This is a genomic window from Sphingobium sp. TomMM7A, assembly GCF_055397305.1.
The window spans coordinates 988,982-1,013,327 of the sequence record NZ_AP027311.1; the positions used below are offsets into that span (position 1 = coordinate 988,982).

Sequence of the window (24,346 nt, forward strand, 5' to 3'; positions counted from 1 at the left end):
TGCCTGTCCCTCGCCGCAAATATGTGGCGAGGGATTTTCTTTATGGTCGGCGAAAGACCGCCGCCAGTTCGACATGGGTCGACCATCGGAACTGGCCGACCGGCTTCACCTTGTCCAAAACATATCCGCTCGCCACAAGATGCGCCGCATCGCGGGCAAAGCTCGCCGGGTTGCACGAAACATAGGCGATAACCGGCACTGTTGACGCCGCCAACTGCATCACCTGCTCCCGCGCGCCCGCCCGGGGCGGATCGATTACCACCGCTGCAAACCGGTTCAATTCTTCAGGAACCAGCGGACGCCTGAACAGATCGCGATGGTCGGCAACCATGCGCCGTTGAGCGCGATTGGCCGCCAGTTTGAGCGACAGCACCAGATCGCGCGCGCCTTCGGCCGCATATACCGGACACTCCTTACCGACCCCCAGCGCGAATGTGCCAAGCCCGCTAAAAAGATCGGCAACCGCACCGCCTGCAGGCAGAGCCTGTCTCACGACCTGGAGCAAAGCTGCTTCCCCATCCGGCGTGGCCTGAAGAAAGGCGAAGGGAGGGAAGGGTACGGCAACGCCACCAAATGTCATCGTGCCCGGCTCAGGCTCCCAGCGCGTTAGCTGGCCATCGCCTTCATCGATCGTCAATCGCGCCAAGCTGTGAACAGCAGCAAAGTCACGCAACGCCTCGTCCGCCGCCAAGCCCGAAACCTGAACATTCTCCAGAAGCAGGTCCACGCCCTGATCGATGAGGGACATGCGAACATGCGCGGCCCGCCTATCCGGCAAGATCAGGGGCAGCAACGCTCTCAGCGGCTCGATCAGGGCAAAAAGCCGAGGCTCCAATATCTCGCACATCGCAAGATCGATCAGCTTGTGACTACCCGATTCAGCAAAACCGATGGCGATCCGCCGCCCCTCCCGAACGGCCCGTAAGGATGTCCGGCGCCGTGTCCTGCGCGGCGACAGATGAGGCGGCAACAATGATCCAGCCGCCAGCGGCAGGCCCTGCCCCATCAAGGCGCCGGTCACGCGCCCCGTGACGAACTCAGCGAGGCTTTGTTCATCGACATGCTGCAGTTCGCACCCACCACAGGCGGGGAAATGAATACAGGGCGCTTCAACATGATGGGGACCAGTTGAAAGACTGCCATCGGCCGCCAGCCTGTCTCCCGGCGCTGCAAGCGGCACGTGCCTCCCATCGGCGGTTACGCCATCGCCCTTTGCGGCGATGCGAATTACAAGATCATTGTCGATGTCGGTCACAGGCGGGAGGCGATAGCCGCTGGCAACCGGGTGATCAAATCATCCGCGACAAACGCCGCTCCTGCACGTCTCGCTGCCTCGCCATGAAGCCAGACGGCTTCGCTCGCCGCGCGAAACGGGTCACCCCCAACCGCCAGCCGTCCGGCAGCCAGGCCCGCCAGAACATCCCCCGTTCCGGCTGTCGATAGCCAGGATGACCCGCCGGTTGCTACAGCAGCGCGGCCATCGGGTGCCGCGATGATGCTATCCGGTCCTTTGAGGATCACTATGGCCCCCGTGCGCCGTGCCGCTTCAGCCGCACGATCAATCTTGCTGCCGGGCAGATCGCCAAACAGCCGCACGAACTCTCCCTCATGTGGGGTCAGGATCGACGAAGGCGGAACTGGCCCTACCCGCCCCGTTGCCAACAATGTTAGCCCGTCAGCGTCGAGCACCAGTGGATGACCGCATTGCAGCACTGCTTTCAAACGATCGGCTGCATGCTCATCATGGCCCAAGCCAGGCCCGACCAGCACCGCCGCAAACCTCTCGTCCTGAAGTTGCGCCTTTACCTGATCAGGCTCGTCAGACCGCAACGTCACGATGGCGTCCACAGTGGAAGAAGCTGTGTCCATGACCAGATGACGAACCATGCCTGCGCCGGAGCGCGCCGCAGCCTCGGCAGCAAGCCGCCCTGCCCCCGCCATGCTGCCGCCCACTATGGCGACCAGTCCACGGCTATATTTATGATCTGTTGCTCCCGGCGCTGTCAGGCGAGGCGGAGCAAGCCTATGAACGGCTCCGTCATCTCCCACGCCAATGTCCGCACAAGTCAGCCGCTTGAACGTACCGGCCGCAGGATGCAGCACATGAGCAGGCTTGAGCGCCCCCAGCGCAATGCAAACGTCGAATTGCGGCACCGGGGACAGCAGTGCCCCACTGTTCGTATCGACCCCGCTCGGCAGATCGATGGTGTAGCTGAGACCGGCTCGCTCCGTGAGGCTGTTCAGCCGTTCGGCAACAACCGTATCCAGCCCACGCGAAAGCCCCGTGCCGAATAGAGCATCGACCATTTGGGTTGCCGAACCCGCGTCATTGAGGGACTCGATCGGCCCATTCCATGCTGCCCGTGCACGGCGGCTCGAATCCGTGCGGCTCTCCCCCAATGCGGCGACACGGACCGGCACGCCCCGCGCCCGCAACAAACGGGCAACGACAAAGCCATCGCCGCCATTATTACCTGGACCACACAGCACCAGAAGGTCCCGCCGACCGCCCGCGCGCCAGATGACCTCTGCCGCCGCAGCCCCCGCGCGCTCCATGAGTTCATATTCTGGGATACCACTAGCGAACACGGCCTGTTCGGCTTGCCGCATCTCGGCGGCGGTCAGGATGGACGTCCCGATCATGGCATAGTTGCCGGAGTAACAGTCGCTGGCAGTCTGTAATGATCCTGGCCCGCGCTTACTTCGATAACAGCGTCGCTAATTACGGCGATCTTCGCGGACTCCGCACCATCAGCCGATGCCAGACCCCGCCTGTCGTCCAGAATATGAAAACGGCGGAACCCACCATCCGGGTGGCGGATGATTAGAAGCTCTCCGTCCTGCTCGACCGCGCAAATGCGCGCCCATTTGGCGTCGGCACCGATCGCGCAGTCCGCAAGAGCCCTCTTTTCCGATGCAGAGTTCGCAAAGGGGCTCTGCGCCCCTTCGCCCTGATCACAGCCTGCCAGAGCGAGGCACAGGAGCCCCGCCCCGGCGATCTGTTCAGATATCCGCATAGACATGGGTTTCGGTCTTCGCTCCGGGATGCGTCACTGCCCCCTTGTAAGCCGGTCCCACATTCTGTGCATAGCGCCAGAGCGCGCCTGACTGATAATCATTCTGGCGAGGCTTCCAGTTCTTTTGCCGCTCAGCCAACACGGACTCGGAAACCTTGAGGTCGATCGTGCCTGCTTCGGCGTCGATAGCGATGAGGTCGCCATTCTCGACCAGCGCGATCGGACCACCCTCGGCAGCTTCCGGCCCCACATGCCCAATGCAGAAGCCGCGCGTCGCGCCGGAGAAGCGCCCATCGGTGATCAACGCCACCTTCTCGCCCATGCCCTGGCCATACAGCGCGGCGGTGGTCGACAGCATCTCGCGCATGCCGGGACCGCCCTTGGGACCTTCGTAACGGATGACGATAACCGATCCTTCGGCGATGTCGCGCGCTTCGACCGCCGCAAAAGCGTCTTCCTCACAATCGAAAACGCGAGCATGCCCTTCGAACTGAAGGCGGTGCATGCCCGCCACCTTCACGATCGCGCCATTGGGAGCAAGCGACCCCTTCAAGCCCACGACGCCGCCGGTCGGCGTGATCGGCGACTTGACGTCATAGATGACCTTCTGGTCAGAATTCCAGGTCACTTCCTCGATATTCTCGGCGATCGTCTTGCCGGTGACGGTCATGCAATCGCCATGCAGCAAGCCGTTGTCGAACAAGGTCTTCATCAGCATGTAGATGCCGCCAGCATCGTACATATCCTTGGCGACATATTTACCGCCGGGCTTGAGGTCAGCGATGTAAGGCGTCGACTTGAAGATTTCCGCCACGTCGAACAGGTCGAAATCGATGCCGCACTCGTTCGCCATAGCGGGCAAATGCAGCGCTCCGTTGGTCGAGCCGCCCGTCGCAGCGACGATGCGGGCCGCATTCTCGAAGGCCTCACGGGTGCAGATATCACGCGGACGTATGTTCTTCGCCAGTAGTTCCATCACTTGACGGCCCGCTGCGACGGCGACCTCTTCGCGGCTCTTGTAGGGAGCAGGCGCCATGTTGCTGTTCGGCAGCGAGAGGCCGATCGCCTCACCCACACAGGCCATGGTGTTCGCCGTATACTGACCGCCGCAAGCGCCGTGTCCGGGGCAAGCCACCTTTTCTAGCGCGATCACATCCTTCAGCGGACAAGCGCCCGCTGCATATTTGCCGACCACCTCGAACACATCGACGACGGTAACGTCGCGATTTTCAAAACGGCCCGGCAGGATCGACCCGCCATAAACGAAGATAGACGGCACATTCAGGCGCAGCATCGCCATCATCATGCCCGGCAACGACTTGTCGCATCCGGCAAAAGTGACGAGAGCGTCATAGCAGTGGCCGCGCACCGAAAGCTCAACCGAATCCGCGATGACTTCGCGGCTCGCCAGCGAGCTCTTCATGCCCTGATGGCCCATCGCGATGCCGTCGGTGACGGTGATGGTGTTGAACCGGCGCGGCATGCCACCTGCCTCATTCACGCCCTGACGGCAGAAGTCCGCCTGCATGTCGAGTGTCGTGTTGCAAGGCGCGCTGTCATTGCCCGCCGACGCAATGCCTACGAAGGGACGGCCAATCTCTTCTTCGGTCAGGCCCATCGCATAATAATAGCTACGATGCGGAGCGCGCTCCGGACCAACCGAGACATGGCGGCTCGGCAGTTTCGACTTGTCGAATGTATGAGACATAAAACCTACCCTTCTTGCGCGCCTCCTTTCCAAAAAGGGACGAGTCACGCAAGGCTATTGCGGCATTGTAGCACGATGGGGCCAATTATGCTGGCGAAGCGGCTTTGCCCGTTGCCGTCGCTCACCAGATCCTGCCGCATCTCGATGCCGAGATAAGGTATGCCATTGGCTTCGGCATGACGGTTCATGGTCGCGTTCAGCAACCGCCCCGAATAGGGCAGCTGATCGCCGACCATCAGGCCAGCCTCCTCCAGCATCGGAATGGCGATGCGGGCCGCACGGTCATCTTCATTGTAAAGCACGCCGATATCCCATGGCCGTTCTGCCGCGGGGTCACTTGCCAACTGCGGGGTAAAGCTGTGCACTGAGAGGATGAAGGGCGACGTCATTTCGTCGAGCAGTCGGCCGATTTGATGATGATAAGGATGATGAAAGCGGATCATCCGGTCGGAAAGGTCCGCATGGCGATTGCCCGGAATGACATGACCATCGCTCATCACGGGCAGTAGGCCCGACGCATCATCCTCGCGATTAAGGTCGATCACAAGCCTGGAAACGCCACCCAATATGGCGGTACATTCCAACTGCTCCGCGAGTAACCGGCTGACCTCGGCCGCTCCGATGTCTATGGCGATATGGTTGCTCAGCAGGGCAGGATCGATACCCAAATCGATGTCGGCAGGCACATGAGCCGACGCATGATCCGCGATGATGAGCAGGTCGAGGGGGCCGCCTTCCACCTGTGTAAATGCCTCGCTCACGCTCCGCCGATCTCCGTTTCCATTACCCACCAGCCGGGTTGCATCGCTGATATTGCCCGCGCAGCCACTGCTCGCTCGCCCGGATCATCGAACAACGCAAAGCAGGTTGCGCCAGACCCCGACATCCGAGCCAGCCTGACACCCACTTGCTCCCGTAGCAGGGAAAGCACGTCGGCAATGACAGGCGCTACGGCGATCGCCGCCGGTTCCAGGTCATTGCGCGCACTTGCGATCACATCGTCGAGGGTCGCAGCGGTTAAGGGGCCTCGATCTAGCCGGTCCCATCGACTGAAGACATCGGCCGTGGAGACGCCGACACCTGGATTGACCAGGAGCATCGCCGTCCCCTCCAAGCCTTTGACATCCAGGGCCTCGAGCACTTCGCCCCGGCCGCGCACCATCTGCGTAACGCTGCTGACGCAGGCTGGCACGTCCGAACCCAGGGACAGGCCGATGCGCTCCAGTTCAGCGCCGGGAAGTCGTGCGTCCCACAACCGGTTCAGCAGTCGCAACGTCGCCGCCGCATCGGCGGAGCCGCCGCCAATGCCCGATGCTACCGGAAGGTTTTTCGTCAGCTTCAACGCAGCGCCGCGCGCTTCACCCAAATAGTCCTGCAGCGCCCGGGCGGCTCTCATGACGAGATTATCGGTGTCGGAGCCCAATGCCTTGCCGAACGGCCCATCCGGCGTCAGGCTGATTTCCTCCCCATGGCCTAGACTTCCGCTGAGGAGGTCTCCGTCCTTCGCAAACACAAACAGGCTTTCCAGCGCATGATAGCCATCCGGCCGCCGATCTCGCACGTGCAGGGCGAGATTCACCTTTGCGAAGGCGGTTTCCAACAACATTGCAGCTTCAGGGCGCGACATATTCTGGCGTCATCCCGGTTTTCGCCTTCGCATGAAGTCGCGCCGCCACTTCTCCTTCCGCGAAGACAGCCGCAGCCCGCCAGGCGTAGCGCGCTTCATAGCGGCGTCCGGCGGCCCATAACGCGTCGCCGAGATGTTCGTTGATGGTCACATCAGCCGGAGCACCTTCCGCCGCACGCTCCAGCACAGGCACAGCCGTTTCCACATCTCCGGTCACGAAATGCGCCCATCCAAGAGAGTCCGTTATGGACGGGTCGTCTGGTTTCAGGGCGCTCGCCTTCTTCAAAAGTTCAAGCGCAGCCGGAACATTCTGTCGCCGCTCGACCTGAGCATAGCCCAAATAGTTCAGCACCGCCGGTTCATTGGGCGCGATCTTCGCAGCGCGCTCCAGGGCTGCACGCGCTTCGTCCCAGCGGCCCGCCTGCTCAAGCGCACTGCCCTGCATCAGCAAGAGAGCCCAAGGCACATTGTCCGCGCCGTAGCGCCCTTCGGCCATCCGGAAAGCGTCAGCAGCCCCGGTGAAATCCTTTGCTTGCGCCAGCAACTGCCCCAGCTTCACCATATGATCCACATCCGCACCCGATGCGTTAGCCAGGGAGCGGGCGAGCGATATTGCTGCCCTGCTATCATCAGACGCCGCGAGTGCGTTGACCATCGCCGCTTGCCGAAGCGACCCAAACCAACCCTTTGGCGCGACCTGGTTCAATTCAGACACAGCCTGGTCCCCGCGCCCGGCCTCGGTCAGCAATTGCGCCAGGGCCAGCCTGCCATCAGCGCCGCCGGGATTGGCGAAGCTGGCGATGCGAGCCAGCCTGATCGCCAGCATACGCGTGCTCTCATCAGATGAAATGTCGGCAGCCAAACGCACAAGCAGCCGGGCAAACCCCTGCGCTGGCGTCAGCGCTCGCCCTGCTTCCCCGACTCCGCGTTTGCGCGCGATATCCTTCCGCGCCAGAGCATAGTCGGCCCGCCCATCAGGAAGCAAAGCCATCGCCTCCGTTCTTGCGCCCCGAGCCGCAAGCTGCGCCGCGAAGGTCAGCCGCATTTCGGCGAGTTCGACCGTGCGCAGCCCGAGCGCGCGATTGATCGCCAGCCTAGCGCCCGCAACGTCTCCACGGCCAAGCGCCTGGAGCGCGAGATGCTCATCAATGTATCGGCGCGCGAGGGAGGCATAACGATCCGCAGGGTCGATCTCGGGCGGCGCAACCCGGTCTTCGCCCACCGCAATCCAGCTGCGGATTATCGGCGCCAGAAAGCCGAAATTGCCTTCAGCCGCGACCCGATCCGTGATCTGACCGGCCGCCTTCCAATCCTTGCGGGTCAAAGCTTCGCCAAGGAACAGGAGCGTCCCGTCCCTCGGCATCAGGCCTTTGGCGTCGAGCAGCCTTGCCGATCGCATGGCCAGAGCCATGTCGCCGCTCATCAAAGCATGCAGGTAGGAACGCCGTGCCACCTCCACACTGTCCGAATCCCCGGCCAGCGCATCGCGATAGCTATTAAGCGCAATGCGCGCCGCTCCATCACTGTCGGCCAACCTGCCCCGCGCATAAGCATGCAGCGCGCTCGACCGATCCACCGATGCGCCAGCAGGGAAAGCCAGCAGCATCGGCAGCAACATCGCAGAGAGCAGGCGCCTACATGTTGGGATAGTTCGGCCCCCCGCCGCCTTCGGGCACGACCCAGTTGATGTTCTGCGTCGGGTCCTTGATGTCACACGTCTTGCAGTGGACACAGTTCTGGGCGTTGATCTGGAATCGGGGATTGCCCTCATCCTGCCCAACCACCTCGTAGACCCCCGCCGGGCAATAGCGCTGCGCCGGTTCGTCATACATGGGGAGGTTGTAGGCGATGGGGATGGACGGGTCCTTCAACTGGAGGTGAACCGGCTGGTCCTCCTCATGATTGGTGTTCGACAGAAACACAGAGGACAGCCGGTCAAAGCTGATTACCCCATCGGGCTTGGGATAGTCGATCTTGTGCCCGATCTCCTTGGGCCAGATCTTTTCATTGTCCGGCTTGTGCTTCATCGTGAAAGGCAGGCCGATCTTGAGCGTGCGCATCCACATATCGACACCCGCCAGCAACGTGCCGATCGTATTGCCGAACTTGGCCAGCAGCGGCTCGGCATTCTTGACCAGCTTCAATTCGTCCGCGATCCAGCTCGACCGCAGGCGATCATCATAGTCGTGCAGGACATCGCGCGAGCGCTCGTTCTGAATCGCCTCAAACGCCGCCTCGGCCGCCAGCATACCGGACTTCATCGCCGTATGCGTGCCCTTGATGCGCGGTACGTTGACGAAGCCTGCCGAGCAGCCAATCAGCGCACCGCCAGGGAACACCAGTTTCGGCACCGACTGCCAGCCACCTTCATTGATCACGCGCGCGCCGTAGGACACGCGGCGCCCGCCTTCCAGATACTGGCGGATCGCCGGATGCTGTTTCCAGCGCTGGAACTCCTCGAAGGGATAGAGGTAGGGGTTACGGTATCCGAGGCCAACCACGAAGCCGATCGCAACCTGCCCGTTTGCCTGATGATAGAGGAAGCCGCCGCCATAGGCATCTGTTAGTGGCCAAGCCTGCGTGTGGATGACCAGGCCCGGCTTGTGCTTGGCGGGATCGATATCCCACAATTCCTTCATGCCCAGGCCATAGACCTGCGGTTCACAATCCTTGTCCAGTTCGAACTGGCGCTTGAGGATCTTGGTCAGGTGGCCGCGCGCGCCTTCCGCGAAGAAGGTATATTTGGCGTGCAGTTCCAGCCCCGGCTGATAATCGCCCTTGCGATTGCCTTCCCGGTCGATACCCATGTCGCCGGTGGCAACGCCTTTTACGCTGCCATCTTCATTGTAGAGAATTTCGGCGGCGGCGAAGCCGGGGAATATTTCGACACCCAGGCCCTCAGCCTGCTCGGCAAGCCAGCGGCACAGATTGCCCAGCGACCCGGTATAGGTCCCCTTGTTGTGCATCCATCGCGGCGTGGCGATGTGGGGCACGGGCAATTTGCCGCGCTTGGTCAGGAACCAGTGCTGGTTATCGCGCACGGGAACCTCGGCAAGCGAACAGCCCATGTCGCGCCAGTCCGGCAGCAATTCATCCAGCGCCTTGGGATCGATCACCGCGCCCGACAGAATATGGGCGCCGATCTCGGACCCTTTTTCCAGAACGCACACCGCCAGTTCCTGACCGGCGTCATTGGCCAGCTGCTTCAGCCTGATCGCCGCGGACAGCCCCGCCGGTCCCCCGCCGACGATGACGATGTCATAGGGCATCGATTCCCGTTCGCTCATAATCCCTCCATCGAGACGGGCCGGATAGTTTCCCTCTCCTGTCCGGCCGCCGCATTACTCAAACGATTTACCACTGGTTGCCGATGAAGATTCTTGACCCCGGCGTCAACCTCTGGCCCTAGAAGAACGATGCGGGGAATGACGGAAGACTTGGCCGATGCTGCCAGCGCCTATCTGGCATGGTGGGAAATGGCGGGCGTTGATGGCGCGACGACGGAAACGCCGGTGAATTGGCTGCGTCCAACGCCAGTTGCCACCCCGCCATCGTCCACCTCCTCTCCCACCACAGTGAAGAAGCCCGGATCGCTTCAGGATTTCACGACCTGGCTCGCTGAGGATGCGGGACAACCCGAGCGCCGCTGGGCCGGAACGCCCATATTGCCGCAGGGACAAGCTGGATCTCCGCTGATGATAATCACGGACATGCCCGATCCGGCAGACATGGACGCAGGCACATTGCTTGCCGATCGCGCCGGACGCTTGTTCGATGCCATGCTCTCTGCCATCGGCTTGTCGCGTGAGACGGTCTACATCGCTTCCCTCTTTTGCGCGCGCCCACCCGGCGGCATGGTGGAGGCGGCGGATCTGAATGCTGCGGCCGATCGCATGCGCACCCATGTTTCCCTCGCCGCTCCCGGCAAGCTCCTGCTTCTGGGCGACCGGACGATCCGCACATTCCTTCCCGTACAAGACAAGCAGGGGATGGAAAGTTTACACTTTTTTAACCATGATGGCGGCATTGTGCCTGCTTTAGCCACTTTCCACCCGCGGCTCCTGCTCGGGCAGCCCGCGGCGAAAGCGGAATGTTGGCGAACATTGCAACGCCTGGTCGAGGATATGCATCAGTGATTCGCGCGCTCACCCGATCGTCCTGTCTGGCTCTGGCCGCCATGAGTGCCGCCGCGGCCATGCCCGCAAAAGCGGATAACGCGCCGTCGGCCGCAGCATTCAGGTCCGACTTCAACTCCGCCTTGTCCATCAATGACGCCGACAAGGGGCGTTACTCCGCCATATACGCCGCACTGACGAGTCAGAGTTGGGCTGACGCAAAAGCCATGATCCTGGCGTTGGATCAGCAGGATCCGATGCGTTTCGTTGCCCTCTCCGACCTCTATGTGGCGAAGGACTCTCCACGCGTCGAGCTGTTCGATGTGCTCGACCTGGTGAACAAGGCAGCTTGGCTTCCCAACGCGGATCAACTTTCGCGGCTCGCGCAGAAGCGCGGCGCGACGATCCTGCCTACCCTCCCGCAAATCCAGAAGATGGTATGGCTGGGATCGGCCCCCCGCCGCGAATATGTCGCCACGACGAAGACCGACCTGCTGGCCCAGGCGCTGGTTGGCCAGATCACGCCTTTCATTAAGAATGACGATCCTATCGGAGCGGAAACGCTGCTGGCGTCCGGGGAAATCGGCCTTACTCCTGAAGGTGTGACGGAGGTGCGCCAGCGTGTCGCCTGGTCCTATTATATCGAGAATAACGACGCCGACGCACGCCGCATGGCCAACCGAGCGCTCGAAACCCGTTCGAGCAGCGACTGGACGGTGCAAGCACATTGGACGCTGGGTCTCGCATCTTGGCGCCAGCATGACTGTGCCACAGCCGCGCCTGCGTTCGCCAATGTTGCGGCTCTCGCTGGAAATGCCGACATGCGGGCAGCAGGCGCCTATTGGGCTTCCCGCGCCTATATGGTCTGCGGTCAGGCCGAAAAGGTCGAAAGCCTTCTGAAGACGGCAGCTCGATCCGATGAAACCTTCTATGGCTTGCTTGCCCGCGAGACGCTGGGCATACCGGTTGGCGGCGCCAAAATGGCGCCCCACTTTGGCGCAGCCGATTGGCAACAGCTCAAGGACAGCCCGAATGTCCGCGCGGCCATTGCTCTTGCGTCCATCGGGCAGATCGCGAAAGCCGACCAGTTCATCCGCCACCAGGCGCGGCTGGGCGGCGCGGCCCAATATGACGCGCTGCTGAAACTGGCCAACGCTCTCAGCCTTCCCGCCACCCAGCTTTGGCTCGCGCACAATGGTCCGGCGGGTAAACAGCCTGGCAGCTTCGCCCGCTTCCCGACGCCCGACTGGCGTCCGGATGGGGGATGGCGCGTCGATCCCGCATTGATCTATGCCCACACACTTCAGGAATCAGGGTTCCGTAGCGACGTCGTCAGCAGTGCAGGTGCCCGCGGCCTGATGCAGGTCCTGCCTGGCACCGGCAGCGACATGGGCCTTTCCTCCCCTGCCCAACTCTTCGTGCCATCGACCAACATGGAATATGGCCAGCGTTACCTGGAAAATCTCCGCAACATGAGCGCCACCGGCGGGCTGCTGCCCAAGGTCATGGCCGCCTATAATGCAGGCCCCCTGCCCGTCGAACGGTGGAACAGCGAGGTCAAGGACAATGGCGACCCTCTCCTGTTCATGGAGTCGCTGCCCTATTATGAAACCCGCGCTTATGTGAACATCGTCATGCGCAACTACTGGATGTACCAAATCCAGGCGAAGGGCAGCGCTGATTGCCTCACCGGCATGGCGCAGGGCATGTGGCCCACCTTCCCCACCGCCAAGGGGACGCGCATGGTCAGGCTGAGCCAGAACAGCAATCTGTCCGCACCCAGCATCGCGGGCGGCTCTGACTAATGCCGATCGATGAGGACCGGCCATTTCTGCCGGTGCGAATTGCGGTCCTGACGGTGTCCGACAGCAGAGGCCTTGCAGACGATCGATCCGGCGACACCTTGGTCGAGCGGATAAAGGCTGCGGGCCACATATTGGCTGCGCGCTATATCGAAAAAGACGATCGATCTGCCATCGTTGCGCGCCTGCACAGCTGGATTGACGATCCACAAATTGATTGCATCATCTCTACGGGAGGCACGGGCGTCACCGGTCGCGATGTGACCCCGGAAGCGATCGCCCAGGTCCAGGACAAGGAAATACCTGGCTTCGGCGAACTGTTCCGCTGGCTCAGCTACCAGACAATCGGAACCTCGACGATACAGTCGCGAGCCACCGCCTGCGTCTCGCGCGGGACTTATATCTTCGCACTGCCAGGTTCTACCGGCGCGGTGAAGGATGCTTGGGACGGCATTCTCTCCACCCAACTCGACAGCCGTTATCGCCCCTGCAATTTCGTCGAACTGATGCCCCGCTTGATGGAGCGCTGACGCACTGGCCCTTGCCACAATGTTCCTATTATGTTCTAATGGAGCATGGTCGCTGAAAAGGGTCGAGGCGCGACGTTGAATGTCGCTAGTCACCGCTTCAATATCGCGGAACAGATCGCTGACGGCGACTGGCTCGATACGCTTGATGCCATAGATGGCCCCGTACCGCGCCGTCGCACACAGGTCACCGTCGAACATCCCCGGACTATCATCAGCCGCAACAAGTCGCCTGATCTCTCCTTTAGCCAATCGATCAACGCTTATCGAGGCTGCGAGCATGGATGCATTTACTGTTTCGCCCGGCCAACCCACGCCTATCACGATCTGTCACCCGGCCTGGATTTCGAAACGCGCCTCTTCGCCAAGCCGGATGCGCCCGCCCTGCTCCGCGCCGAACTGTCCAAGCCCTCCTACAGCGTCTCCCCTATCGCCATGGGGACCAACACCGATCCCTATCAACCGATCGAACGGGATTGGAAGATCACTCGGCAGTCTATTGAGATATTGGCTGAATGCCGCCACCCAGTCTTCATCACGACAAAGTCCGACCGGGTTCTTCGCGACCTTGATCTTCTGAAGGAGATGGCGCGCGACCGGCTCGTCGCCGTGATGATCTCCGTAACGACCCTTGATCCAAAAGTCGCGCGTACTCTGGAACCTCGCGCGGCCCATCCACTTCGGCGGGTTGAGGCTATCCGTCAGCTGGCGCAAGCAGGCGTGCCGGTCGTCGCCAGCGTCTCTCCCATAATCCCCGCCATCACGGACCATGAGATAGAGGCCATAGTCGAGACGATCGCCGCCGCCGGAGCTCGCGACGCTACCTTCATCCCGGTGCGGCTCCCCTTCGAAGTGGCGCCCCTATTCCGCGCCTGGCTTCAGGAACATTACCCAGACCGAGCCGCGAAGGTCATGGGAATCATTCGTGAAATTAGGGGAGGCCGCGACAATGATCCTGATTTCGGGACCAGAATGCGAGGACAGGGGGTTTGGGCCGACCTGATACGCACCCGTTTCATCAAAGCGCGAAAACGCGTCGGCTTTTCAGGCGAGAGGCTGATGCTCAGGACCGACTTGTTCCGTCCGCCTGCAGGTCCGCAGCTTCAACTCTTTTGATCAGGCCGTTGCCGCGACCAGCCTGAAGCCAGAGCGCCGTGTCCGTGCCCGATACCCATCCGCTTTCGGCTCCATCCGTTCGAATCTTTGGATGGACAAGCCCGGAATGAGCGCGATCGCGTCCACCTGATCCGCCCCGATCAGGAAATCATCCCCAACGAACATCCGCGCAGCCTTTCCGCCCGCCAGTGGGGTACGCAGGAAAACTTCGCTGCGCCCGCCCCTGTTGCGTAGCAGCAGTTCCGCCAACGCGTTGACAGCTGATGCATCCTGCACATCCACGACCAATTCCATCCGCGATGCGCTGGCGAGTTGGTTAAACTGCTCCACGCCTCTGATCGTCACGCGAGGTGTTTCCTCGCCCGGCATACGATCCAGCTCTACCATCAACAGGGCGCAATCACCGTCCCGCGCCATAACCTCGATAGCTTTGCATGCATCTTCATCGAAGCAACTCGCCTGGAATTGTCCGCTGCTGTCGGAGAAGGTCGCTGCCGCATATCGCGCACCGCGTCGCGTTTCGCGCCAGCGCACCTCTTCCACCATCGCGGCCATGACCGCATTGGCGCGCCCGCCCTCCGCCACCTGCTCGGAGCAGATCGCTCCGTAGCTCCTAGCGCCACGCGCCTCAGCCAAATGGCGATAGCGATCAACAGGGTGCGCCGAGAAGTAGAAGCCAAAGGCTTCCTTTTCCTGCGCCATCCTGTCCGCAGTAGACCAGGTCTGATGGGGCGGAATTCGGACGTCTGCATGCGGCGTCTCAACGTCGCCAAACAAGCCGCCCTGCCCGCTTTCGCGCGCTTCAGCAGCACTGGCGGCAACGCTCAGGATAGTATCCGCCGCTGCATGCACTCCAGCCCGGTCAGGATGAATTTCGTCGAACGCGCCTGATGCTGCGAGACTTTCAAGCTGGCGGCGGTTCAATAATCGCGGCTCTATCCGGTCTGCAAAGTCATCGAGGGACTTGAACGACCCACCCGCATCCCGCTCGGCAACCAGCTGCTCCATCGCCTTTTCGCCGACGCCCTTTAGCCCCCCCAAGGCATAGCGCACCGCGAAACCAAGGCGCGCATCCTCACCCTCATGCTGGATCGGTTCAACGGAGAAGTCGGCAAGGCTGCGATTGATGTCGGGCGCAAGGCAGCTGAGGCCCATGCGCCGCATGTCATCGACAAAGATGGTCAGCTTATCCGTGAGATGGATATCGAACGCCATCGAGGCGGCATAGAATTCCGCTGGATAATGCGCTTTCAACCACGCCGTCTGATAGGCAAGCAGCGCGTAGGCGGCAGCATGGGACTTGTTGAAGCCATAGCCCGCGAACTTGTCGATCAAATCGAACAGCTCATTGGCTTTGGCGGCCGGAATTTCGCTCCCGGCGCAACCTTCCACGAACCGCGCGCGCTGAGCATCCATTTCCGCCTTGATCTTCTTGCCCATGGCGCGACGAAGAAGGTCAGCGTCCCCCAGGGAATAGCCCGCCAAGATCTGGGCGGCCTGCATCACCTGTTCCTGATAAACGAAGATGCCGTATGTCTCTTCGAGGATAGGCTTCAGGAGAATATGAGGATATTCAATATCTTCCTGGCCATTTTTACGGCGCCCGAACATAGGAATATTGTCCATCGGACCGGGCCGATAGAGCGAAACGAGCGCAATGATGTCGCCGAAATTAGTGGGCCGAACGGCGGCCAGCGTCTTGCGCATGCCTTCCGATTCCAGCTGGAACACGCCGACCGTGTCGCCCCGCTGAAGAAGGTCATAGACTGCCGGATCGTCCCAACTGAGGATGCTCAAATCGATCTCGACGCCGCGCCCGGCCAGCAGCTGGACCGCCTTTTGCAGAACAGACAGCGTTTTGAGACCCAGGAAGTCGAACTTTACCAATCCCGCGCCTTCGACATATTTCATGTCGAACTGGGTCACCGGCATGTCCGACCGCGGATCGCGATAGAGAGGCACGAGCTGTGACAAGGGCCGATCGCCGATCACGACGCCTGCAGCATGGGTCGAACTATGCCGGGGAAAGCCCTCCAGCTTCATCGCATAGTCGATCAGCCTTTTGACCTGATTGTCATTGTCATATTCGGCCTTGAACTCAGCCACGCCGTTCAAGGACCGTTCCAGCGTCCAGGGATCAGTCGGATGATTGGGCACCAGCTTGGCGAGCCGATCGACATGGCCATAGCTCATCTGCAGAACGCGTCCGGTATCCTTCAGCACCGCGCGCGCCTTCAACTTACCGAAGGTGATGATCTGCGCCACATGGTCGGAGCCATATTTCTGCTGAACATAGCGGATCACTTCACCGCGTCGCGTTTCGCAGAAATCGATGTCGAAGTCCGGCATGGAAACGCGTTCGGGGTTGAGGAATCGTTCGAACAGCAACCCCAGTTGCAGGGGATCAAGATCGGTAATGGTGAGCGCCCAGGCAACCACCGAGCCAGCGCCCGAACCGCGGCCCGGACCCACGGGAATATCCTGTTCCTTCGCCCATTTGATGAAGTCGGCAACGATCAGGAAGTAGCCGGGGAAACCCATCTGAATGATGATGTCGGTTTCGAATTTCAGCCGGTCGAAATAGGGCTGGCGGGCCTCATCTCCCTCAATCCCCGCCTTTTCCAGCCGCCACTCCAGTCCTGCCGTTGCCTGCTCCCGCAACATCTGCGCTTCGCCTTCGATGTCGCCAGCGAGACTCGGCAGGATAGGCTTGCGTTTTGGTGCAGCGACCGCGCAGCGTTGGGCGACTACAAGCGTGTTGGCTAACGCCTCCGGCAAATCCTCGAACAGCCGCTTCATCTCTGCGGCCGGTTTCATCCAGGCGTCAGGCGAACTCGTCCGCCGGTCGGGAGTTTCAACATAGGCCCCGTCGGCGATGCAGAGCATCACATCATGCGCCTCGTGAAAGTGAGGCTCAGCAAAGCAGGTCGGATTGGTAGCGATCAGCGGCAGATCACGCGAATAGGCAAGTTCAAGCAATTCAGCTTCCGCCCTGCCCTCGACAGGATCGAGCCTCCGGCAAATTTCGACATATAAGCGATCCGGAAAGAGGGTCTGAAGCCGGTCAGCATAGGCAAACGCAGCGTCGGGCTGGTCCTCCGCGAACAATCGAGCAAGCGCTCCCTCCGCTCCAGCGGTCAGAGCGATAAGCCCTTCCGTCCTGCCGACCAGCGCATCCAGGGTAACGTGGGGGACTTCTTCGACCGGACGGTCGAGGTGAGCCATCGAAACCAGCGCGCAAAGATTATCATATCCCGCCTCATCCTGGGCATAAAGCGCCAGCCAATCATGCACGGCAGCGGCATTGGCAGGGCGCCCCGGCCGCAATATGCCCAGCATGGCTCCGATTATCGGCTGAACGCCCTCGCCCTTGCAGGCATCTGAAAAAGCCATCGACCCATAAAGGCCATTGCGGTCAGTGATCGCTGCTGCCGGAAAGCCCAGCGTTCGCGCTTGCTTCGCGATCTTCTTCGGCTCGATCGCGCCTTCCAACATGGTGAAAGAGGAAAAAATGCGAAGGGGTACAAAACCGGCATGAGGCATTCGGCATTGATAGCGCCGCTACCACCTCGGGCGCCAGTCCTTCTTGAGAAATGCTGTGGATAAACGGCGGCGTCCGTCTGCTCGCAAGCTGCGCCAATGTGGCGCAATCTCCGGGCCGCTTGCCCCATGATTAAGCATTCTCCAACTTCTCACACATAATTGCACGTATATGCGTTTATCCACGATCACCAACTGGGCTTATGGCGCCACCGTACTCCTGACGCTCGCTTCCGGCACGACGATGCTCATGGCATCAGGCGCTGAAAAGGCGGAACGCACCGCAGTCGAGCAACGCGCGGTCTTTGATCAGCTGACGGCCGCGTTGCTCGAAGACAGCTACCGACAGACGGAGCAGGCGCGGGCATTCTCGATTACCGGAGATCCCACTCACGTCATTGCGTACCGGCGCGAGAAAGCTGCACTGCGCTCGGTCGAACAGCGTATCGACAGGTTGCGTGATGCGGGTGCGACGGAGGCCGAACTTCGTGCTCTTCGCGACGCCCTACATTGGACCGACGCTCTCACCGATGAGCAGGAAGCGGCCTTACGCGCCGTCGAGACAGGCAATCGCGACACTGCACAGACGATATTGTTCGGCGATGAATATGGCCGCGAACTCGACCGCATCGGTGCCCAGATCGGCAAGTTTCAGTACATGCTGGATCAACGTACCGAAACGATGATCGCCCGTGCCACAACGACTGCGCGGCAATGGCGAAGCATGTCCGAAATCATGCTCGGCGCCACGGCGCTCCTTTTTCTCTGTGTTCTCTATTTCATTCTCAAACAGCGCATCCTGCACCCCGTCGTTCGCCTGAGCGATGTAGTTACCCGTTTGGCCGCACAGGACTTCGCAGCAATCCCGCCGGAATTTTCGCATGTCGACGAAATCGGAGATATGGCTCAGGCGATCCGGATCTTCCGCGAAAATGGCCTGGAGCGGCAACGGCTGGAGAAGGAACGCGACGCTGACCGGATCATGCAGGACCTTCTTTCCCGCATGACGCAGCGCCTTCAGGGTTGTGACAACAGCTCCGATCTGATCGACGTCGTGCGACGGTTCGCGCCGGAGATCGCACCCGGCTTCGCGGGTAGGCTATACATCCACGACGCCCGCCGGAATGCGATGCGCCAGGCTTGCGACTGGTTGTCGCCACTATGGTCGAACGAGGAATTTCCCCCTTCAAGTTGCTGGGGATTGCGTCGCGGCCAGACGCACCGGCCTGCGGGAAACATCATCGACATCCCTTGCGAACATCTGGGCGGGCAATGTTCGGCTTCAACCATTTGCATCCCGCTCGCGGCGCAGGGTGAAACAATTGGCCTGCTCTATTTCGAGGAGCCCGGAAATCTGACCGCCGACCAGATCGAAAGGACTGAAAAATATCTGGAGATGCTGGCCGAAAATATCGGGCTGGCGCTGGCGAACCTTCGCCTGCGCGACGCGCTGCGCGAAATGGCAATGGTTGATGCATTGACCGGCCTCGCCAACAGGCGGCGGTTCGACACCGCGCTTGAAGACGCAGTGGCGGTCAGCACGCGCGATCGCTCCCCTCTCGCTTGCCTTATGATCGACATCGATCACTTCAAACGCTTCAATGACGCATATGGCCATGATGCCGGAGATGCGGTGCTGCGGGCCGTGGGCGGTGTGCTCGATGACTCGCTCCGTGAAGACGGTGTCGCCTTCCGCTTGGGTGGTGAAGAGTTCGTGCTGTTGATGCCCGGATTTTCGCTGGATCAGGCGATCGATCGTGCGCGGCATGTCCAAGCGAGGATTCAAAATCTGCGCGTGCAGCATGGCCATCAAGAGCTTGGCCCTATCACGGCTTCATTCGGGCTCGCCGCCTATCCCGATCATGGCAAACCCGGACAACTCGTCCAAACCGCCGACGCCGCGCTCCTTCGCGCAAAGGCGCAAGGACGAGACCAGATCGTGGTAGCCACTGTCCGTGAAGATGCCTCAGTTCAGGCCTGAATCTTCCTCCAGCAACCCTTCATGAAGACGGACGACGCGATCCATCTTTTCCGCGAGCCTTTCATTATGGGTCGCGACCAGAGCGGCGGAGCCTTCCTCCCGCACAAGGCGGAGAAATTCGGCCAGCACGATATCGGCTGTCCGTTCATCCAGATTCCCCGTGGGTTCATCGGCCAGGATCAAGGCAGGCCGGTTTGCGAGTGCCCGAGCCACCGCCACGCGTTGCTGCTCGCCACCAGAAAGTTGGCTCGGCCGATGATCCAGACGATGACCAAGGCCCAAGGATGTCAGGAGCGACTCAGCACGTGCACGTGCCGCATGGAACTCCTTGTCGCGGATAACCTGGGGGAGGATGACATTTTCGGCCGCGTTGAAATCCGGCAGCAGATGGTGGAATTGATAGACGAAGCCCAATGCATCCCTGCGCAAACGCGTCCGCCCGTCATTATCGAGGCGCGCAGCTTCCTCACCATCGATGCGGATGGACCCGTCGAATCCGCCTTCCAACAGACCGACCGCCTGCAACAGGGTCGATTTGCCGGACCCTGACGGCCCGAGCAGCGCCACGATCTCTCCCTCTCCGACGGTCAGGTCGACGCCGCGCAGGACCTCTATCGTGACCCCTCCTTGAGTGAAGCTGCGCTTCAGGCCCGCAACCTTCAATATGTCATTCATAGCGCAGCACCTGAACGGGATCGGTATTGGCAGCCTTGAAGGCTGGATAGAGCGTAGCAAGGAAACTGAAAATCAACGCCATCAAGCAGATGATCGTGATTTCGATGGGATCTGGCTTGGCCGGCAGTTCGGTCAGAAAACGGATCGAGGGATCCCACAAATTCTGCCCGGTCATGAACTGGATCGCATTCACCACACTCTGCCGGAAAAAGAGGAAGGTGAAGCCCAGCACCATCCCGGCCACCATGCCCAACGATCCGATGGTCACGCCCACGGTCATGAATATCTTGACGAGCCCAACCCGACTTGCGCCCATTGTTCGCAAGATCGCAATGTCACGCGTTTTCGCTCGCACCAGCATGATCAGCGAGGAAAGGATGTTGAAAACCGCGACCAGCACGATGATCGAAAGCACCACGAACATCGCGACCCGTTCAACGGCCAGTGCTTCAAAGAGGGAGGCGTTCATCTGGCGCCAATCGGTCACGACAGCCCGACCGGCAACCTTTCCAGCCAGCGGTTCCAAGATCGTTCCCACCCGATCAGCGTCCACAGTCTCGATCTCGATCATGCCGACCACGTCGCCGAGCAACAATAGGGTCTGCGCATCTTCCACCGGCATCACGACGAACGCCTTGTCGTAGTCGTAGACACCCACCTCAAAGATCGCCGCCACCTGATAAGAAATCTGGCGCGGTACAGTACCGAACGGCGTCGATCGCCCTGCGGGATTGATTATGGTGATGCTGTCGCCAAGCTGAAGGCCCAGATTTTCAGCCAGTCGCGATCCTATGCCAACCTTGCCCGCGTTGGCGGTGAGGTTATCCATGCTCCCTGCCAGCACCTTCGCCTTCAGTGTCGCATTGTTCCGGATGTCCTTGACGGTCATGCCCCGGACGAGGACCGCTTCGACCCGTCCCTGAAAGCTGCCGAGCAGCGGCTGTTCGATAAGCGGCGTTGCGCTGGTGACGCCGGGCGTCGCCTTTGCTTCTTTCAATATGTATCGCCAATCGGGCAACCGTCCACCATAGCCCTGCACCACCGCATGGCCATTCAGTCCCACAATTTTGTCGAACAACTCAGCGCGGAACCCGTTCATCACACTCATCACGATGATGAGCGCGGCCACCCCCAACATCACGGCGGCGAGGCTTATCCCAGCGACGAGGAAAATGAATCCCTCCCCCTTCCCAGGCAGCAGATAGCGCTTGGCAATCATACGTTCGTAGCGTGACAAGATCATGGTGGCGCGAACGGCCCTTTGCGTGATGTTAATTACTGCCCGTCTAGCAGGGTCTCAACTAACGGCAAGCATCGCAGATTGTTGCACCTCAGCCACAGGCGTGAAGCTAAAATCTTCCCGTACGGAAATAGCCCGTGACAGCGGGCCTTCGGAGCCATAGCAAAGTCATCGAAGCACAGGTTAATGGCCGTGGTTCAGGGATACTGCTTCCCGCTTCAAGCTTAGGGGGCTGAGAAGTGGTTGAGGCAGACCAAGGGGGAGACGAGCAATCGTCCATTAGTGCCCGGATCGTGGAAACACGATCCGGGCACTTTTGATTCCGGCCGAAACAGGCCTCTTGAAACCCGATTTCGTTCAACCATATCAACGACGCACGGCCGCCTGATGGGGTCGCGCATCGTATCGCCGGACGCCAGCATGGGTCCGGTATGATCATTTTGCTCTGATGGAGATTATGACATGCGTGGTTTTGACCTTACCCCCTATCGCCGCTCCACCGTGGGTTTTGACCGACTTTTCGATCTGATCGAAAACAATGCCCGCCTGCAGCAGGGCGACAATTATCCCCCTTTCAATATCGAGCGTCTTTCGGAGGACCGATATCGAGTTACGCTTGCGGTGGCGGGCTTTCGGCCTGACGAAATCGACATCACTGCTCAACAAAATCTGTTGCAGGTTGTCGGACGCAAGGAAGATAGCCCGAACTCTGATCGCTCCAAATTCCTGCATGTCGGCATCGCCAATCGCAGTTTCGAGCGGCGTTTCGAGCTGGCCGACTTCGTGCGGGTGGAAAAAGCCGATCTTGCGGACGGCCTGCTGACGATCGAACTCGTCCGCGAAATTCCTGAAGCGATGAAGCCAAAGAAGATCGCTGTGAATGGCGGGCAGCTGGTCGATATCAACAAGGATCGCGACGCAGCCTGATCGGATGTTCATGGGGCGCGGCCTGAAGGTCGCGCCCTGTTCGCATCTTAAATCTCTACCTGGCTACCCAGTTCGACAACGCGGTTGGTCGGAAGGCGGAAGAACTCCATCGCGCTTTCCGCGTTTCGCAGCATCCAGGCGAAGATTTTTTCTCGCCACAGGGGCATTCCTGGATTGGCAGACGGCAACAGCGTTTGGCGTGCCAGGAAGAAACTGGTCTCCATCATCCTAAATGCCTGACCACATCCGGTGACATTCTTAAGGGCCGCTGGAACGTCCGGTTCCTGCATGAACCCATATTCCAGAACAAGGCGGAAGAATCCTTTCCCGAGATCCTCCAGCCTGCATCGGCCATCATCCTCAACGACTGGAACGTCCTTGATCTTCACAGTCAGCAGGATGACCCGCTCATGCAACACCTTGTTATGTTTCAGATTGTGGAGCAAGGCATGGGGAACGCCGTTTGGCGTGGATGTCATGAACACGGCCGTCCCCGGAACGCGCACGGCGCTGTTAGCGGCCGAGGCTACGAACACAGGGATTGGCATCGCGCCTTCGCGCAAGCGATCCTGCACCAACCGACGTCCACGCGACCATGTGGTCAGCAGCGTGAATACGACGAACCCGATTAGCAGCGGGAACCAGCCGCCATCCGGAACCTTGGTAAAGTTGGCCGCGAGATATGCGCCGTCCACAATGAAGAATACCGCAAGCAAGGGTGCGGAATAATACCAGCGCCACTTCCACAGCCGATAGAGCAGCACGGTTAGCAGCAGATTGTCGATGAACATCGCTCCGGTGACGGCGATGCCATAGGCGGCAGTCAGATTGGACGATGTCTGGAACACCAGCACCAGCAGGATGACCATCACCATCAATCCCCAATTGATGAGGGGGATATATATCTGCCCCGCGGTCGAGGCACTGGTATGCGCGATCCGCAAGCGGGGCATGAAGCCCAGTTGGATCGCCTGCTGCGTCACTGAAAATGCGCCGGAAATGACTGCCTGGCTGGCGATTATCGCTGCCAGAGTCGCGAGGCCGATCAGAGGCAACTGCGCCCATTGGGGTGCCAGATGATAGAAGGGGCTGTGGAGCGCAGCCGCGCCCTCGCGAAACAACAGAGCCCCCTGCCCCATATAGTTCATCATCAACGCCGGGAGGACGAAGCAAAGCCAGGACACGCGGATCGGGCTGCGCCCGAAATGACCCATATCGGCATACAGCGCTTCCGCCCCGGTCACCGCAAGGACGACCGCGCCCAAGGCGAGGAAGGCCGGCAACGGATCGGTCATGAAGAACATGAACGCCCAATAGGGATTGAACGCCAGGAGAATGCCAGGCGTCTTGATTATGCTGATGATGCCCAGGGCCGCGATCGTGACGAAATACAGCAGCATGATGGGGCCGAATAGGGCAGCGACGCGATTGGTCCCAAAGCCCTGAATCCAAAACAGGCACACCAATATGATCACTGCGGCAGGTAGAATCGCGGGCGCCAGTTCAGAGTTATAAACGGCGAGGCCTTCCACAGCCGACAACACTGACACCGCGGGGGTGATCATGGAATCGCCGTAGAAAAGCGAGGTCGCGAACACGCCCAAAAGGACGATGCCGCGCGACCATCGCTGAGTCTTTGTCTGTCCGTTGATCAGCGCGAGCAGCGCAAGGCTGCCACCTTCGCCCTTGTTGTCGGCGCGCATGATGATCGAGACATATTTCAGCGTCACGACCAGCATCATCGACCAGAACATCAGGCTGATGACGCCAAGGATGTGATCGGGATCGAGTGCCAGATGATGATGGCCCGCGAAAGTTTCACGAAAAGCGTAGAGCGGGCTGGTGCCGATGTCGCCGAACACGATGCCGATCGCCCCGACGACAAGCTTGGCCGTCGCTTTCTGGCCCGCGTGGCTATGTCCTTCGGACTCGTCGTCCTGCGCGCTCGCGACGGCGCTCGCCAGTTGATCAGCCATGAAGGAAACGCCAGATGGTCATGATCATACGACACTCAAGCCAAGGCATGCGCACGGGGACAATCCCGCTTAACTCACAAGGATGGCGCGCGCCC

General features: G+C 60.5%; 18 protein-coding genes. 6 read left to right on the top strand and 12 right to left on the bottom strand.

Features of this window, described 5'->3' with window-relative positions; genetic code table 11:
- Positions 1–40 precede the first annotated feature (40 nt).
- The 8 genes from ACZ5ZH_RS05045 to ACZ5ZH_RS05080 are packed head-to-tail and all read right to left on the bottom strand — an operon-like array spanning position 41 to position 9,639.
- On the bottom strand, positions 41–1,255 hold the full coding sequence (locus tag ACZ5ZH_RS05045; protein ID WP_464772365.1) for a class I SAM-dependent RNA methyltransferase: 1,215 nt from the start codon (positions 1,253–1,255) through the stop codon (positions 41–43).
- Positions 1,252–2,643 (bottom strand): NAD(P)H-hydrate dehydratase, encoded by a 1,392-nt coding sequence (locus ACZ5ZH_RS05050; protein ID WP_464772366.1) that lies wholly within the window; start codon positions 2,641–2,643, stop codon positions 1,252–1,254. The genes ACZ5ZH_RS05045 and ACZ5ZH_RS05050 overlap by 4 nt, the downstream gene beginning before the upstream one ends.
- Positions 2,640–3,023: a hypothetical protein gene (locus ACZ5ZH_RS05055; protein WP_464775210.1), complete on the bottom strand. Its 384-nt coding sequence runs from the start codon at positions 3,021–3,023 to the stop codon at positions 2,640–2,642. The genes ACZ5ZH_RS05050 and ACZ5ZH_RS05055 overlap by 4 nt, the downstream gene beginning before the upstream one ends.
- Positions 3,004–4,725, bottom strand: a complete 1,722-nt coding sequence (ilvD, locus tag ACZ5ZH_RS05060) for a dihydroxy-acid dehydratase (protein ID WP_464772368.1) — start codon at positions 4,723–4,725, stop codon at positions 3,004–3,006. Before ilvD ends, ACZ5ZH_RS05055 begins: the two co-directional genes overlap by 20 nt.
- Positions 4,726–4,769: 44 nt before the next feature.
- Entirely contained in the window at positions 4,770–5,486 is a 717-nt protein-coding gene (locus ACZ5ZH_RS05065; protein ID WP_464772369.1) for an N-formylglutamate amidohydrolase, read from the bottom strand.
- The gene (locus ACZ5ZH_RS05070) at positions 5,483–6,352 is read right to left on the bottom strand and encodes a 4-(cytidine 5'-diphospho)-2-C-methyl-D-erythritol kinase (protein WP_464772370.1); all 870 of its coding nucleotides are present in this window, start codon (positions 6,350–6,352) and stop codon (positions 5,483–5,485) included. The genes ACZ5ZH_RS05065 and ACZ5ZH_RS05070 overlap by 4 nt, the downstream gene beginning before the upstream one ends.
- Positions 6,339–7,970 carry a tetratricopeptide repeat protein gene (locus tag ACZ5ZH_RS05075; protein ID WP_464772371.1) on the bottom strand — a complete coding sequence of 544 codons (1,632 nt, stop codon included), beginning with the start codon at positions 7,968–7,970 and terminating at the stop codon, positions 6,339–6,341. The genes ACZ5ZH_RS05070 and ACZ5ZH_RS05075 overlap by 14 nt, the downstream gene beginning before the upstream one ends.
- Before the next feature lie 16 nt (positions 7,971–7,986).
- Positions 7,987–9,639 carry an electron transfer flavoprotein-ubiquinone oxidoreductase gene (locus ACZ5ZH_RS05080; protein WP_464772372.1) on the bottom strand — a complete coding sequence of 551 codons (1,653 nt, stop codon included), beginning with the start codon at positions 9,637–9,639 and terminating at the stop codon, positions 7,987–7,989.
- A 138-nt stretch (positions 9,640–9,777) separates the two neighbouring features.
- Between ACZ5ZH_RS05080 and ACZ5ZH_RS05085 the strand changes: the two genes are divergently transcribed.
- The 4 genes from ACZ5ZH_RS05085 to ACZ5ZH_RS05100 are packed head-to-tail and all read left to right on the top strand — an operon-like array spanning position 9,778 to position 13,912.
- Entirely contained in the window at positions 9,778–10,488 is a 711-nt protein-coding gene (locus ACZ5ZH_RS05085; RefSeq protein ID WP_464772601.1) for a uracil-DNA glycosylase family protein, read from the top strand.
- Positions 10,485–12,272: a lytic transglycosylase domain-containing protein gene (locus ACZ5ZH_RS05090; RefSeq protein ID WP_464772373.1), complete on the top strand. Its 1,788-nt coding sequence runs from the start codon at positions 10,485–10,487 to the stop codon at positions 12,270–12,272. The genes ACZ5ZH_RS05085 and ACZ5ZH_RS05090 overlap by 4 nt, the downstream gene beginning before the upstream one ends.
- Positions 12,272–12,799 (top strand): molybdenum cofactor biosynthesis protein B, encoded by a 528-nt coding sequence (gene moaB / locus ACZ5ZH_RS05095; RefSeq protein ID WP_464772374.1) that lies wholly within the window; start codon positions 12,272–12,274, stop codon positions 12,797–12,799. The genes ACZ5ZH_RS05090 and moaB overlap by 1 nt, the downstream gene beginning before the upstream one ends.
- Positions 12,800–12,844: 45 nt before the next feature.
- Positions 12,845–13,912: a PA0069 family radical SAM protein gene (locus ACZ5ZH_RS05100; protein ID WP_464772375.1), complete on the top strand. Its 1,068-nt coding sequence runs from the start codon at positions 12,845–12,847 to the stop codon at positions 13,910–13,912.
- Here ACZ5ZH_RS05100 and dnaE read toward each other — a convergent pair whose 3' ends face one another.
- Complete coding sequence (gene dnaE / locus ACZ5ZH_RS05105) at positions 13,913–17,455, bottom strand: DNA polymerase III subunit alpha (RefSeq protein ID WP_464772376.1); 3,543 nt, start codon at positions 17,453–17,455, stop codon at positions 13,913–13,915.
- Between the two features lie 169 nt (positions 17,456–17,624).
- Between dnaE and ACZ5ZH_RS05110 the strand changes: the two genes are divergently transcribed.
- Positions 17,625–19,433, top strand: a complete 1,809-nt coding sequence (locus ACZ5ZH_RS05110; protein WP_464772377.1) for a diguanylate cyclase — start codon at positions 17,625–17,627, stop codon at positions 19,431–19,433.
- Here the strand turns inward: ACZ5ZH_RS05110 and ACZ5ZH_RS05115 are convergent.
- Together ACZ5ZH_RS05115 and ACZ5ZH_RS05120 are read right to left on the bottom strand one after the other, a co-directional pair.
- Entirely contained in the window at positions 19,419–20,108 is a 690-nt protein-coding gene (locus tag ACZ5ZH_RS05115; protein WP_464772378.1) for an ABC transporter ATP-binding protein, read from the bottom strand. The genes ACZ5ZH_RS05110 and ACZ5ZH_RS05115 overlap by 15 nt on opposite strands.
- Positions 20,101–21,351, bottom strand: a complete 1,251-nt coding sequence (locus ACZ5ZH_RS05120; RefSeq protein WP_464772379.1) for a lipoprotein-releasing ABC transporter permease subunit — start codon at positions 21,349–21,351, stop codon at positions 20,101–20,103. The genes ACZ5ZH_RS05115 and ACZ5ZH_RS05120 overlap by 8 nt, the downstream gene beginning before the upstream one ends.
- Before the next feature lie 459 nt (positions 21,352–21,810).
- On the opposite strand from ACZ5ZH_RS05120, the gene ACZ5ZH_RS05125 reads away from it, so the two are divergent.
- Complete coding sequence (locus ACZ5ZH_RS05125; protein ID WP_196226014.1) at positions 21,811–22,275, top strand: Hsp20 family protein; 465 nt, start codon at positions 21,811–21,813, stop codon at positions 22,273–22,275.
- A gap of 47 nt (positions 22,276–22,322) precedes the next feature.
- On the opposite strand, the gene ACZ5ZH_RS05130 is transcribed toward ACZ5ZH_RS05125, so the two are convergent.
- Positions 22,323–24,251, bottom strand: coding sequence for a potassium transporter Kup (locus tag ACZ5ZH_RS05130; protein ID WP_460985887.1), 1,929 nt, complete (start codon positions 24,249–24,251; stop codon positions 22,323–22,325).
- Between the last annotated feature and the right edge of the window lie 95 nt (positions 24,252–24,346).

Excerpts from the sequence above, each read along its gene's own strand:
- moaB (WP_464772374.1), top strand. The coding sequence starts at position 12,272 with ATGCCGATCGATGAGGACCGGCCATTTCTGCCGGTGCGAATTGCGGTC.
- ACZ5ZH_RS05110 (WP_464772377.1), top strand. The coding sequence starts at position 17,625 with ATGCGTTTATCCACGATCACCAACTGGGCTTATGGCGCCACCGTACTC.
- ACZ5ZH_RS05070 (WP_464772370.1), bottom strand. The coding sequence starts at position 6,352 with ATGTCGCGCCCTGAAGCTGCAATGTTGTTGGAAACCGCCTTCGCAAAG.
- ACZ5ZH_RS05050 (WP_464772366.1), bottom strand. The coding sequence starts at position 2,643 with ATGATCGGGACGTCCATCCTGACCGCCGCCGAGATGCGGCAAGCCGAA.
- ACZ5ZH_RS05080 (WP_464772372.1), bottom strand. The coding sequence starts at position 9,639 with ATGAGCGAACGGGAATCGATGCCCTATGACATCGTCATCGTCGGCGGG.
- ACZ5ZH_RS05085 (WP_464772601.1), top strand. The coding sequence starts at position 9,778 with ATGACGGAAGACTTGGCCGATGCTGCCAGCGCCTATCTGGCATGGTGG.
- ACZ5ZH_RS05055 (WP_464775210.1), bottom strand. The coding sequence starts at position 3,023 with ATGTCTATGCGGATATCTGAACAGATCGCCGGGGCGGGGCTCCTGTGC.
- ACZ5ZH_RS05125 (WP_196226014.1), top strand. The coding sequence starts at position 21,811 with ATGCGTGGTTTTGACCTTACCCCCTATCGCCGCTCCACCGTGGGTTTT.
- ACZ5ZH_RS05075 (WP_464772371.1), bottom strand. The coding sequence starts at position 7,970 with ATGTTGCTGCCGATGCTGCTGGCTTTCCCTGCTGGCGCATCGGTGGAT.
- dnaE (WP_464772376.1), bottom strand. The coding sequence starts at position 17,455 with ATGCCTCATGCCGGTTTTGTACCCCTTCGCATTTTTTCCTCTTTCACC.
- ilvD (WP_464772368.1), bottom strand. The coding sequence starts at position 4,725 with ATGTCTCATACATTCGACAAGTCGAAACTGCCGAGCCGCCATGTCTCG.
- ACZ5ZH_RS05120 (WP_464772379.1), bottom strand. The coding sequence starts at position 21,351 with ATGATCTTGTCACGCTACGAACGTATGATTGCCAAGCGCTATCTGCTG.
- ACZ5ZH_RS05100 (WP_464772375.1), top strand. The coding sequence starts at position 12,845 with ATGGTCGCTGAAAAGGGTCGAGGCGCGACGTTGAATGTCGCTAGTCAC.
- ACZ5ZH_RS05130 (WP_460985887.1), bottom strand. The coding sequence starts at position 24,251 with ATGGCTGATCAACTGGCGAGCGCCGTCGCGAGCGCGCAGGACGACGAG.
- ACZ5ZH_RS05115 (WP_464772378.1), bottom strand. The coding sequence starts at position 20,108 with ATGAATGACATATTGAAGGTTGCGGGCCTGAAGCGCAGCTTCACTCAA.